We start from the raw sequence: 13,161 nt of genomic DNA, 5'->3' as shown, positions 1-13,161 counted from the left end.
AAGGAAAGTCGCGTATCCCAAACGCTTGTTGTAAAATAAAAGGGTATTACGTAAATTGGAAAGGATAACATGATGAGTGATCAACAGTATGTAATGGCGATTGATGAAGGGACTACTAGTACCCGCGCCATTATCTTTAACCATGATGGTCAGGAAGTTGCCATCGCCCAACGAGAATTTCCCCAATATTTTCCGCAACCTGGTTGGGTTGAACATAATGCTTTGGAAATTTGGGATGCGGTTCAGCAAGTCATTTCTGAAGTAATGATCAAAGCTGGCATCCAGCCTTACAAAATTGCTTCGATTGGAATTACCAATCAGCGGGAAACGACCGTTATTTGGGATAAGCATACTGGTCAACCAATTCATAATGCGATTGTTTGGCAATCGAAACAAACCGCTTCAATCGCTGAGCAATTGGCCGCGGATGGCTATACGGATCTTATTCATAGCAAAACTGGATTGGTGATTGATTCCTACTTCTCTGCTACCAAAATTAAGTGGTTACTGGATCACGTTCCTGGTGCGCGACAAAAAGCTGAAAACGGTGATTTATTGTTTGGTACAATTGACACTTGGCTGTTATGGAACCTGACGAGTCACCGGGTCCACGCGACTGATGTGACCAATGCCAGTCGGACCATGTTATTTAATATCCACAGTTTAGACTGGGATGATGATATTCTCCGTTTGCTCGATATTCCACGGCAAATGCTGCCGAAGGTGCAGGCTTCATCATCCATCTTTGGCTACACGGGTGATTACCACTTTTATGGGGTCCAAATTCCGATTGCGGGAATCGCCGGTGACCAACAGGCGGCGCTCTTTGGTCAAGCGGCCTTTGACAAGGGGGATGTCAAGAATACTTACGGGACGGGTGCCTTTACCGTCATGAATACAGGTGACCAGCCGACCTTGTCAGATAATGGTTTATTAACGACAATTGCCTATGGCTTGGATAACAAGATTACGTATGCCCTGGAAGGGAGTATTTTTGTGGCTGGTTCGGCAGTGCAATGGCTCCGGGACGGGTTAAAGTTCTTCAAATCCGCGGGTGAATCTGAGCAAATGGCGGTCGACGCCAAAACCACTGGTGGTGTGTACGTTGTGCCAGCCTTTACTGGATTAGGTGCACCGTACTGGGATCAGGAAGTCCGGGGAGCGATGTTTGGCCTAACCCGGGGTTCTAGTCGAGAACACATTATTCGGGCCACCCTAGAAGCGATTGCTTATCAAACTAAGGATGTTGTGGATACAATGGTTGCAGATACGGGGTTGCCACTCACGATGCTGGCCGTCGACGGTGGGGCTTCCCGCAATAATTTCATGATGCAGTTTCAGGCAGACATCCTTCAGACCCCAATTGTCAGAGCACAAATTGAGGAGACGACCGCCCTCGGGGCGAGTTTCCTGGCCGGCTTAGCAGTCGACTTCTGGGAAGACCAAGCGGAACTGAAGAAACTCAGCAAGCTGGGGACCCAGTTTACGCCGACGATGCCAGCAAAACGGGCGGCCAGTCTGTATCAAGGATGGCAGCAGGCAATTCATGCTGCACAATATTTTTCACATCAAGAATAGTTGGGAGATTCATTAGGAATGAAGAAATTAGTGGCGTTAGTTTTAAGTTTAATTGGGATGCTAGTCATTTTGTATGCGGTCCTTTTTCTCGGCGGTGCCCAGCAGGAAATGATTATGCTTCTGGGGGTGCTCTTTGCTTTAGCAGGAACCGTCAGTGCACTGTGGTCAAGTGAATTAGGTAATAAGGATCGCTGGTTAATGGGGGCCAACGTGATCTTATTTGCGGTTGCGGTCGTAGTTGCCATTATTAAGGTCGCGCTTCACGCTAATTAAGTCGTTGACATTTAAGTGAATCAACGGTAATATATAACTCGTTGCTAATTAGCAGCGAGTAATTTCGGAAAGTAGCTCAGCTTGGTAGAGCACCTGGTTTGGGACCAGGGGGTCGCAGGTTCGAATCCTGTCTTTCCGATCGACAGGCGCGGGTGAGAGTCTTCTTGCCAGCGCCTTTATTTTTTAGGAACGGAGCAGGAGCATGGATTTTTCGTTTAAACGGCGGGATGTAAAAAAACTGTATTTGAAGTATAGTTTGCTGTTCATCATGATTGCCGCTTGTATTTTTGGGACGTATTTAATTTTTGGGCATACTTTTATTTTAAATCGGGATGCGTTGAATCAACACTTGCCGTTAATGGTGAAGTATCGACAGGCGGTATTAGAGTTTCTCCGTCGCCCATTTCATGCTCATCAGGTCTGGTCGTGGCAAATGGGTTTGGGAACGGATACCTTTCAAGTCTATTCATATTACACGCTTGGCGATGTTTTCTCATATTTAGCATTACTCTTTCCCGCGCATAAGATGACCATGGCTTATCAGGTAATTTTGATTTTGCGGATGTATTGTGTTGGACTCGCGTTTGTGTACTTTGCTCAGCATTTCAGATTCCGCGATAATGTCATCCTCGGGGGAACGATTGCTTACATGGTGAATGCATTTTTGCTATATGCATGTATTGCTCAACCGTTCTTTACGACGCCGTTTATCCTGTTTCCTTTAATTGTGGTGCAAATTGAACGGGTCTTACAAAATCGTTCTGCTTGGCCACTAGTGGGGGCCTTTTTCTGGATGCTGGTCAGCAACTACTATCTGGCTTACGTTCTCGGCATTGGGGCCTTTTTATACTTAGTGTTACGGGTGGCGACCCATTATCGCAAGACACTCAATTACCTGCTGGTCCTAGGAAAATTAGCTTTTGCTACGGTTACCAGCATTTTATTGGCAGCCGTATTGCTTGTTCCAGAACTTAATGCGGTGATGAACTCGACCCGGGCTGGTTCTCAATTTGCCAATGGTCTGAAGACATATCCGCTCTACTATTATCTATTCTTACCAAAACAGCTGATTAACGGTGGTCAGTGGTACTTCATGTTTTGGTCGGCGCTGGGAATTGTCAGTATCGGTTTTATTGCGTTGGTTTACCTGTACAGTCAACCGCGCCGTTACCCGTTATTGGCCATTAGCCTCGGTTTATCATTTGTGATGCTTCTCATTCCGGCAGTTGGGGCCTTTTTTAACGGGATGATGTCCGCTTCTAATCGTTGGACGTTACTGATTTATCTGCCACTGGCAATGACAATTTGTATCTTATTAGAAAATGCCGCTAGTCTTTCTCGGCATCAGTTATGGATTTTGAATTGGGCGACCATTATCTATTTGGTGGTTTTGCTCGTCACGTACTTTTTCCAAAATGATGATGCGATGTTTATGCCAGTCTTTTTCTTGATTGGTTCAATGATGGTCCTATGGATTTTGAACTTACATGGTGTTCACCATCCTGATTATTGGCTTTTGGCGATTATCTTGTTAAATGCTGGATTTAACGCCATCTATGCTGCTTTCCCGTATAATGGTGGCTTCTCTAGTCGGATGTTGAACCGTGGCGAGTATCAGACGATGACGAAAAATCGGTACGGCGGGCTGGACCAAGGTCTAAACCAACAATATTTCTATCGGGTGTCCACGATTAGTCAAAACAAGATTATTCCGGGCGTCAACTGGGATAATGACTTAACTTCCGGCTTGAATAACATTGATTCATACTACTCACTCCAAAATAAGTATCTAGGAGCATTCAGTAATTCACTTCAAAACATTCAATACACACCGAACATCCCGATTCGTCAGGCGGATGATCGGACGGTCCTTAATAACTTCTTTGGGGTGAAGTACCTGTTTGTTCAAAGCAATGGTGATAATGCGACTAAGATTCCGTACGGCTATACGCAGGATCAATTAACCGCACCAATTATTAATTATGACCAGGGACAGCCAGCAGATGCGAAGAAGAAGACGGATTTAATCCCCACGCAGACGATCCGTTACAAGACGAAGAATGCCTTTCCACTTCTATACTGGCAAGACACTTATATTCGTCCGCAACGGTACCAACAACTATCTGCCTCCGCTAAAGAACGGGCATTAGCCAGTGGGGTGGTGATCAATGCTAGTCAGAAGAACGCCAAAGGGATGCGGGTTGCTGACTTAAGTAATGCTGTCCAAACGGTCAAGTCAGTGTTGATTTCAAACCGGCTGAATAAAGTCAATCCAAACCACTTAAAATACACTGATAGTGATGAAACCTATCAACTCCAATTTCCAGCAATGGAGAAGTCCAGTAACCGGAAGCAATTAAGTGGTAGTGAAGTGCACATTGATTTCTCTAAAATCAAGTACACACCATTCTCGATGAAAGAGCAGCTTAAGTACGAACAGCAGCATTTATTGGAAATGGCGGTTAATCCCGGACAATATATTAATCACCGTTTTAACCAGTACAAATATTGGCGTTATCACGTTCTCAACGGATCGCCAGATATTAGTTTTAAGTTGAATTTTAAGAGTAAGTTTGGAACGGCAACTGTTGACCAGCCTAAGCAAAGTGTGCTGTCACTGTTTAAGAAGGTTAAAAATGGGACCCTTAACATTGGTTATTACAATGGTAAATTCTCCGAAAAATTAACGTTTAAACCGACTAAGCTGGGAACATATCAACTGAAATATCAAGTCACTGCCGTTAGATTAGGTCATCACTACCAGAATCAAGTCCGAACGATTCAACGGCATGGTCTCAAGAACCTTAAGTTTAGTCCAAATCAAGTGGCTGGTAATATCACAACTACCCGGACCGGGATTTTGACCTCCTCAATTCCGTATTCAACTGGTTGGACCGCTACAGTGAATGGGAAAAAGGCAGCGATTATTCGGACCAATCAAGCATTCGTAGGTATTCGGCTTCCGAAGGGAACGCACCACGTGGTACTGCATTACCATATTCCAGGGTTAAAACTCGGGGCAATCGCCTCCTTAATTGGTTTGATCTGGACATTCCTGTGGGCGATGATTACGATTATAATGAATCGTCGGCACGGATGATTGAATATTATTTAAATGGAAAGGAGTCGTTAACGTGGAGAAATTACCAACGCAAATTGAAGTTCGCGGGGCACGGGTTCATAATCTAAAAAATATTGATGTCGATATTCCGTTGCACAAGTTTGTTGCTGTCTCTGGCCTGTCTGGCTCGGGGAAAAGCTCATTAGCAATGGGAATTCTATATGAGGAAGGGTCACGCCGTTACTTAGAGGCCCTTTCGACCTACACCCGGCGGCGGATTAAAATTGGTGCTCAAGCTGAAGTCACCAGTGTCAAGCATATTCCGTCGGCACTAGCTTTGAAACAACGGCCAAGTATTCCTTCAGAACGTGCAACCGTTGGAACGATGAGTGAAATCTTTAACGTTATTCGACTAATCTTTTCTCGGTTGGGATCGCCGGTCTGCCCGAATGGTCACCGGCTCAAGCCGAGTTTGGAGATTGCGCAGGTAATGAGTATGTCTGGGGATGATATGGGCAAGTTAACCTGTCCAGAATGTGGCGCGCAATTCGATGCCTTTAGCGCGGAAGATTTTGCTTTTAATTCTGCGGGGGCTTGTACTAACTGTCAGGGGACTGGTCAAGTCCGGACAATTGACGATAGTAAATTAATTGGTGATGAAAATCTGAGTCTAGCGGACGGGGCGGTTTCTTCCTGGCACCTTCCGGGAAGAAACTTTATGCCGAATGTTGCTGAGCAAGCAGGTGTACGGATTCACGTCCCATACAAGGATTTGACGGATAAGGAAAAAGACTTTGTGCTTAACGGACCAGAGCAGAAATTTAAGATGGACTTTCGGTCAGGTACGGGGCGGGTATTTCATGACTTTAATGCCCTGTACGAAAATGCCCACGCCGCGGTGTGGCGTTCTGCACAATCTAGTAAAAGTGAACGGGCTCAAAAACGGATTAGTGAATTTTTCCATTATTCGACATGTCCAGTCTGTCACGGGACACGTTTAAAGCCCGAGTTGCTCAAGCAGCTTGCTGGTGGCTTGAACATTGCTCAGGTGAGTGAATTAACACTTGGCGACCTAAAAGACTGGCAACAGGATGTATTAAAAGAACTGCCATCAGATATGCATAAAATGGCGCAAAGCTTATTTAAAGAATTTACGGACAACTTACGACCGTTATTAGAGCTGGGATTGGATTACCTAACCCTGTCACGAAATGGGAATACTTTATCCACGGGGGAACTCCAAAGAATTCAACTCTCACGAACTTTGCGGACCCAAACAACCGGGGTGCTGTATATCCTTGACGAACCATCAATTGGGTTGCACCCGGATAACATTACTGGATTGTTAAACGTCTTCCGGGAACTTGTTCACCAAGGAAACTCACTCGTGGTTGTTGACCACAACGTTGACATTATTAAGGCAGCGGATTGGATCATTGAAATTGGTCCTGGATCCGGCAGTGCCGGTGGTCAGGTTATTGCTCAAGGAACGCCGGATCAAGTGGCCCATGATGATCAGTCCAAGATTGGACCATACCTAAACGGGACCGCCAAGTTGCTGGCCCGGTCAGTTGCTGATCAACCAGCAAAACAGCAAATTGACTTTGGCGTCCAAAATTATTTCAACCTCAAGAATGTCCATGCCCAGTTGCCGGTTAACCGACTTAGTGCAATTACTGGTTTCTCTGGGGCAGGGAAGACAAGTCTGATTTTAGATAGCTTAGTTCCAGCGATTCAAGCCCAAGCGAAGGGTCAGCAACTCCCTAAGCAAGTGACCAAGTTAGTTTCATCATTGAAAGATGTTGTGAGTGTTGACGCAGCACCAATTGGTAAAACTCAACGCTCAACCGTTGCCACCTACACGAGCATTATGGATAACTTACGGAAGCTCTTTGCTGCGCAACCCTTAGCTAAGAAAAAGCATTATACGCCGACTTATTTTTCTTATAACAATAAGCAAGGGGCGTGCCCTACCTGTGGTGGTGCTGGCGTGGTCACTTTAGATATTCAATTTTTGCCAGATATGCAGCAGGTTTGTCCAGAATGTAACGGTGATCGCTATAATCAGGCTATTCAAAAAGTTAAGTGGCATGATTATTCGATTGTCGACATTTTAAAGATGGACGTTCGCGAAGCACTACCCGTATTTAAAGATCAACCACGGATTGAAAAAGAGCTGCAACTTTTACAAGAAGTCGGTCTTGATTATCTGCACCTCGGTGAGAGTACTCCGAGTCTGTCAGGTGGGGAGGCGCAGCGTTTGAAGTTGGTTAAACACCTCAATCGTAATCAAGCAACTACGCTATTTGTGTTTGATGAACCGACAATTGGGCTGCACCCGTTAGATGTGAAGACCCTTGTTAATGTTATGCAGCAGTTACTGGATCGTGGGGCCACGATTATTACAATTACGCACGATTTGAACTTGATTGCCAATGCCGATTATATCCTTGACCTGGGACCGCGTGGTGGTAAGAATGGTGGGCGGATTGTAGCAAGTGGTCGACCGCAAGACTTGGTTAACGATCCACAGAGTTTAACGATTAAATATTTAGCTGACTATTTAAAACGTTATGAATAATGAAAAGGCAGTCTCACAAGAACGTTTGGTGAGACTGCCTTTTGGAGTAGTAATATCACGAAATTAACTATACAGGGCTCGTTAATCAGCTTATAATATGGAGTAATTTGTTTTAATGAATGGAGTGATTGAATGTTCAATCAAGAACGGTGGATTAATTGGATGGTTCGTTTTCGCCAACGGTCATTTATCCAAATCCTGCATCGGACCTTAATTGCACTATTCCCCTTAATTTTAGTTGGTAGCTTTTCGTGGTTGTTGTACGAAAATTTACTGTCCACCAATGGTTTCTTGGGCAGTGTTTTACACGTTGCGGATTGGTTACCATTTCGTCAATTCTGGCGGGCATTTTTTATGGATATGACGAGGGTAACAGTGGGATGGACCGCACCTTTTGCCTGTTTAGTCAGTGCCGTTTTAACTACCAAGTACTATCATAAGGAAAATCCAATTGCTGGTGTGGCCGCAATTGTTTGCTATACCCTGATCTTTGTTCATGGAGTTCAAGGGAATAGTGACATTATCGAAATGAAGTACTATAGTGCTGCGTGGCTGATCATCGGCGTCCTGGTGGGGTATGTAGTTGGGCGAATGTTTGTCCGGCTTGGACGCTCGGCCACCTTTATGGACTTCGCAGAACCAAATTCAGCAATCATAAAGACAGTATTGAAAAACTTAAAGCCATTCATCATTTTAGTCGGTAGCGCCTTTGTACTCCACTTCCTATTTGCGTTATACCGGCAATTTGGTTTAGACGGGATCGTAAGTCAGTGGATTGGATCAACCCTTGACCGGAATAGTAACTACTTTTTAAACATCACTTTATCAGTAGTTAATACTATTCTTGTGTGGCTTGGCTTTGCAGAACCGCTCAGCGCGACCTCGCAGGTTTACAGTAATGAAATGGCAGCCAACCTTGGTTATGCATTGACCCATAAAACGGCCTGGGGAATTCCGTATCCGTTTACGCCTTCATCTTTATATACGGGCTTTGCGGTTTTCGGCGGGGTTGGTTTGACGCTCGCCTTAATAATCGCTGTGCTGTGGAGCAGCCGTTCGCATTATTACCGCCAAGTTTCCCGCTGGAGTATGGCACCAGGGTTCTTCAATATCGGTCTGCCAATTTTGTTTGGGGCGCAGGTATTCTGTAATCCAGTTTATTTACTACCATTTGTGGTTTTACCGGTGGTCAATATTATTTTAGGGAGCTGCCTGATCTTCATCCATGCCTTTCCGCCGTTAGTTTATCCAGTGCCCAATGGTACACCAGGAATTTTGACGCCATTCATTGCCACTGGTGGCAACTGGATAGCATTCATCTTTACGATGGTGCTGTTGGTAATTGATGTTATTCTTTACATTCCGTTTGTTAAACTCGTTGAAAAAGTTGAAGCACGGGCACGTGAAGACTTGAAGGGGGATTCGACAAATGAAAATCACTAAGAAACATCGGCGATTACTCATTTGGTTAGTGATCTTGATTGCAATCTTGACGGGGCTTTCTTATGGCTGGTCGTGTCAAAATGTTCATCAACTGCGGACTCGTCAGCAGTCCAAAATGTCGCCGGTAATTATGATTCCCGGCAGTAGTGCAACGGTGAACCGGTTTGATGGCATGGTCAAAAAGATCAATAGTATGGACCATAAACGTCACAGCCTGCTCAAGGTTAAGGTTTATAACGACGGTAAAATTACCTATACTGGCCGGGTTCGGCACGGTGATAATGAACCATTTATGGTTGTGGGTTTTGAAAACAACCATGATGGATATAGCAACATTAAAAAACAGGCTAAGATGTTTAATAAGGCTTTTAATCAGTTAAAGAATCGCTACGATTTCAACAACTTTAAGGGAATCGGTCACTCCAATGGTGGGCTGGTTTACACTTACTTCTTGGAACATTACTTTGATGAAGATCAGATTACGATTAAACGGCTAATGACGATTGGGTCACCATATAACTTCTCGGAGCCAACTAGTCGGCGGACGGAAATGTTGAAAGACTTTGTTAAATATCGGGACAATTTACCAGATGACCTCGATGTTTATTCAGTGGCGGGTTCGGAAAACTATGTCGAAGACGGGATTGTACCATTGAGTAGTGTCCTCGCCGGTAAATATGTATATCAGGGTGCGGTCAAGCACTATACACAAGTAACCGTTACTGGTAAGTTGGCTCAACATTCATCGCTTCCCCAAAACACGGAAGTCCTCGATTTAATTCAAAGATATATCTTAAAAAATAACCGCAACCCGAATAGCGGGCCGCGGCAATCTAATCAAAAGAATTCGGATAATGATCCGGATAATGGTAATTAATTGCAAAAGCGACGCTGTGACACAAACCCGATTACTTTAATAAAAAGCGAACAGCGCAGTACACAAATGGCCTCCAGTGCTCGGCAAAGCCGAACTCTGGAGGCCTATTTGTGCTTGCGGGGGCGTGAAAACGAAGTCATAAATGACTTCTGTCACGCTCCCTTTTTAATAAATAATTATTGAATTAACTTGAACACTTGATCTTCCGGAAGATATTCTTTATTACCAGCAGGTTGTTCAATTGAACCAAACGGCATCTCTGCACGTAATTGCCAAGTTGTTGGTAAATCAAATGCTTCATGGATGGCGTCGTCAATCAGTGGGTTATAGTGTTGAAGACTAGCGCCAATGCCTTGTTCAGCGAGTGCTGTCCAGACAGCTTGTTGAGCACCACCAATGGCTTGTTCTGACCATGGTTGGAAGTTATCAGCATAAGAAGGGAATTGCTTTTCTAAATTGTGAACAATCTCCGTGTCGGTAAGGTAGAGAATGGTTCCAAATCCAGCGCGGAAAGTGGCAATTTTTGCCTTTGTCTTTTCAAACGCAGCAGGTTCCTTCACGATTTTTTGTAGGGTATTTTCAACAATATCCCAAACTCGATCTGATTGATCTCCAAACAAGACGACCGCCCGGACAGTCTGGCTATTAAAGGCACTTGGTGAGTTACGAACCGTCGTCTTGACGAGGTTAAAAATCTCTTCAGGAGTCTGGCGTACATTTTCCCCGAGTGCATAGATTGAACGACGTTGAGCAGCAATTTCGTTAAATTTTGAAGTCATAGTAATCCCTCCAATGGTTTGATTGAATTTCATTTCTTGACTCCATTTTAACTTACAAAAAGTTAGTAATCAAGGTTTTAATTTAGCTCATCAATGGTGACTTCACCAGCAACGTTGGTGTTAAAGAATTTATCGATGTCTTTAACGTCCATGCCTTGGCCCAATCCCCACATTAGCTTAGTAATTGCACTTTCTGAGGTCATGTCACGAGCGCTAATGGCACCTTCCAGTAGGGCTTGACGACCGACTTCATATTTGGTTAGGTCGCTTCGTTCGTAGAGACACTGACTAGCGGCAATTACTGGAATTCCTTTGCGGATTAATTCACCGATGGCAGCAGCAACATTTCGACGAATAAAGGTCATGCCGCCAAGTCCGTAAGCCTCAATCACAATCCCGTGACAGCCATTTTCTGCCATTGCGTGGAGGAGGGCGGGATCAAAGCCAGGGAATAATTTGATTAGAGAAACGTTTGTGTCAATTGCAGTATTTAAAATGCACTGCCTTGGTTGCCATTGCTCTGGGATTTTGATTTCTAAACCATCGGAGGTCACTTCAGCGACGGGTGGGAAATTAACACTTTCGAAGGCATTAAAGGCCGTTGTCCGGACCTTAACGGCACGACAACCACGCATGACTTTACTGTCAAAAGCTAGGTAGATTCCCGGCTGTAAACTAGCGGCCGCGGCAAAGGCTAGTCGCATATTATCTGGTGCATCACTTAGCAAGACGTTAATTGGCACCTGACTTCCCGTAAAAACAACTGGGACGTCAATATTTTGAAGCATAAAGGTCATCATTGAGGCCGTGTACGCCATCGTGTCCGTCCCGTGAGAAACGACAATCCCGTCATAATCATGCCGGTACTTGTAAATGTCTTCGGCAATGGTTTTCCATTCTTCGGGTTGGATATTGGAAGAATCTAGGTTTAAAATATCCTTCACATCAATTTGATAGGGGAGGTTGCCAACCATTTTAAGCAGGTCTTCACCGGATTCACCAGGGGCCAGACCTTCCTCAGAAATAACGGAAGCAATGGTCCCACCGGTCGAGAGTAACAGTAATTTTTGTTGAGTCAATTCAGTCACCACATTTCAGTTAAAATTCTAATTCTATTTTAAAAGCCCACCCTTGTTTGTACAAGAGTGGGCTGGATTTTAGTGGTTGTTAGCGTCGTCTTGGATTTTGAGTGAGATTAACAAGCCGATCACGACGAGGGCAATGGTGAAGTAGAAACCATAGTGGACCCCGTTAGTAAATGTAAAGGCATTGCTACCAGTGACTGCGTGACGACCAACTTCCAAGAAACTGGTAGCCAGGGCAGTCGCTAACGCTCCGATAATTTGCTGCATTGTGTTCAAAATCGTACTTCCATCCGCAGATTCCCGACCACTGAGTGAATTCAAAGCACTCGTTTGTGATGGCGACATTGCTAATGGTGCCCCAACCATTAAGATGATGTGGGCCATGATGACATACCAAATTGCAGTTTTAGTTGATACAAATGCGAGCAAGATCGCCCCGATTAACGCAATGACGAGACCAAGTCGCGCCGGTAATTTTGCACCAACGTTGTCGTACATTCGTCCGGCAATGGCTGAGACAATCGCGTTGACTAATCCACCTGGTAACATGATTATCCCGGTCAACGCAACCGGCAAGGCCATCCCATTTTGAATATATTGGGGCAATAAGTACATTGCAGAAAGAATAATTCCAAAATCAATCATGACAATTGCGGCGCCCGTCCGGAAGTTTGTGTGCTTGAAGACTCGGAGATTGAGGATGGGCTCATCTAGACGGAGTTGGCGGTAACCGTAGAACACGAGGGCGAGTACCCCAATGATCAGGGAACCGAGAACTTTTGCTGATAGCCAGCCACTTTCACTCGCAAAACTAACCCCAGCAATTAGGCCAGAGAAACCAATCGCGGATGCTAGAATTGAGATAACATCGACGTGTGGCTTGGTTAATTCACTGATGTTTTCCAATGAAGTAATCGCAAAAATTAACGCGATTACCAAGAATGGAACGAATGACCAGAAGACCCAGCGCCAGCTACCAACGCCTAGTAAAATTCCTGTTAATGTTGGACCAATAGCTGGGGCGAACATAATCACGAGTGCACACATTCCCATGACCGCGCCAATTTTTTGCGGCGGAAAGATTTGCATTGCCACGGTGAACATAAGCGGAAGGATCAATCCAGTACCAATTCCTTGGATCATTCGACCGACTAAAACAACCGCAAAGCCATTTCCCATCGCGGAGATAATCGATCCAATAATAAAGTCGCACAGGGCAAAGATAATGACCTGACGAGTTGTAAACCACTTAGTAATTAAACTCGAAAGGGGTAAGATAATCCCAATGATCAACATGTATCCAGTCACTAACCACTGAATCTTTGATTGATTAACGTGGAGCTGAGCCATGAGTTGGGGAAGGGCGATGTTTAATGAAGTTTCACTAAACATTCCGACAAACGCTCCCAACATCATACTAACCATCGCCAGCTTTGGATGGTGGACGGAAACCCGTGCCTGTAGATGCACAGTTTCTTGATTAT

General features: G+C 44.8%; 9 protein-coding genes and 1 tRNA gene. 7 read left to right on the top strand and 3 right to left on the bottom strand.

Annotated elements, in window-relative coordinates; all coding sequences use genetic code 11:
* The first annotated feature begins 72 nt into the window (after positions 1-72).
* The 7 genes from glpK (at position 73) to HMPREF0501_RS01680 (ending at position 9,813) form a co-directional block, all read left to right on the top strand.
* A complete protein-coding gene (gene glpK, locus HMPREF0501_RS01710; protein ID WP_006916069.1) occupies positions 73-1,578 on the top strand; it encodes a glycerol kinase GlpK in 1,506 nt (501 codons plus the stop codon).
* An 18-nt stretch (positions 1,579-1,596) separates the two neighbouring features.
* On the top strand, positions 1,597-1,851 hold the full coding sequence (locus tag HMPREF0501_RS01705; protein WP_040455593.1) for a hypothetical protein: 255 nt from the start codon (positions 1,597-1,599) through the stop codon (positions 1,849-1,851).
* A gap of 65 nt (positions 1,852-1,916) precedes the next feature.
* Positions 1,917-1,990: transfer RNA gene (locus tag HMPREF0501_RS01700), tRNA-Pro, on the top strand.
* 63 nt (positions 1,991-2,053) lie between these two features.
* Positions 2,054-4,951: a YfhO family protein gene (locus HMPREF0501_RS01695; protein WP_006916067.1), complete on the top strand. Its 2,898-nt coding sequence runs from the start codon at positions 2,054-2,056 to the stop codon at positions 4,949-4,951.
* A 34-nt stretch (positions 4,952-4,985) separates the two neighbouring features.
* Positions 4,986-7,493 carry an excinuclease ABC subunit UvrA gene (locus HMPREF0501_RS01690; RefSeq protein ID WP_006916066.1) on the top strand — a complete coding sequence of 836 codons (2,508 nt, stop codon included), beginning with the start codon at positions 4,986-4,988 and terminating at the stop codon, positions 7,491-7,493.
* A 132-nt stretch (positions 7,494-7,625) separates the two neighbouring features.
* Entirely contained in the window at positions 7,626-8,936 is a 1,311-nt protein-coding gene (locus HMPREF0501_RS01685) for a PTS transporter subunit EIIC (RefSeq protein WP_006916065.1), read from the top strand.
* Complete coding sequence (locus tag HMPREF0501_RS01680; protein WP_006916063.1) at positions 8,923-9,813, top strand: alpha/beta hydrolase; 891 nt, start codon at positions 8,923-8,925, stop codon at positions 9,811-9,813. Before HMPREF0501_RS01685 ends, HMPREF0501_RS01680 begins: the two co-directional genes overlap by 14 nt.
* A gap of 176 nt (positions 9,814-9,989) precedes the next feature.
* Here HMPREF0501_RS01680 and HMPREF0501_RS01675 read toward each other — a convergent pair whose 3' ends face one another.
* The 3 genes from HMPREF0501_RS01675 to HMPREF0501_RS01665 all read right to left on the bottom strand — a co-directional run bounded on the left by HMPREF0501_RS01675 (position 9,990) and on the right by HMPREF0501_RS01665 (position 13,147).
* Positions 9,990-10,592 (bottom strand): nitroreductase family protein, encoded by a 603-nt coding sequence (locus tag HMPREF0501_RS01675; RefSeq protein ID WP_006916061.1) that lies wholly within the window; start codon positions 10,590-10,592, stop codon positions 9,990-9,992.
* 77 nt (positions 10,593-10,669) lie between these two features.
* On the bottom strand, positions 10,670-11,671 hold the full coding sequence (locus HMPREF0501_RS01670) for an asparaginase (protein ID WP_006916059.1): 1,002 nt from the start codon (positions 11,669-11,671) through the stop codon (positions 10,670-10,672).
* Between the two features lie 78 nt (positions 11,672-11,749).
* On the bottom strand, positions 11,750-13,147 hold the full coding sequence (locus HMPREF0501_RS01665) for a DHA2 family efflux MFS transporter permease subunit (RefSeq protein WP_006916058.1): 1,398 nt from the start codon (positions 13,145-13,147) through the stop codon (positions 11,750-11,752).
* Between the last annotated feature and the right edge of the window lie 14 nt (positions 13,148-13,161).

Origin of the sequence: Limosilactobacillus coleohominis 101-4-CHN (assembly GCF_000161935.1) — a bacterium.
GTDB classification, from domain to species: domain Bacteria; phylum Bacillota; class Bacilli; order Lactobacillales; family Lactobacillaceae; genus Limosilactobacillus; species Limosilactobacillus coleohominis_A.
The sequence above is the reverse complement of the archived record's forward strand: the minus strand, read 5'-3'. Positions and strand labels throughout refer to the sequence as shown.

What these genes read in the sequence shown, in the direction of transcription:
- glpK (WP_006916069.1), top strand. Translation starts at nt 73, where the DNA reads ATGAGTGATCAACAGTATGTAATGGCGATTGATGAAGGGACTACTAGT.
- HMPREF0501_RS01705 (WP_040455593.1), top strand. Translation starts at nt 1,597, where the DNA reads ATGAAGAAATTAGTGGCGTTAGTTTTAAGTTTAATTGGGATGCTAGTC.
- HMPREF0501_RS01695 (WP_006916067.1), top strand. Translation starts at nt 2,054, where the DNA reads ATGGATTTTTCGTTTAAACGGCGGGATGTAAAAAAACTGTATTTGAAG.
- HMPREF0501_RS01685 (WP_006916065.1), top strand. Translation starts at nt 7,626, where the DNA reads ATGTTCAATCAAGAACGGTGGATTAATTGGATGGTTCGTTTTCGCCAA.
- HMPREF0501_RS01680 (WP_006916063.1), top strand. Translation starts at nt 8,923, where the DNA reads ATGAAAATCACTAAGAAACATCGGCGATTACTCATTTGGTTAGTGATC.
- HMPREF0501_RS01675 (WP_006916061.1), bottom strand. Translation starts at nt 10,592, where the DNA reads ATGACTTCAAAATTTAACGAAATTGCTGCTCAACGTCGTTCAATCTAT.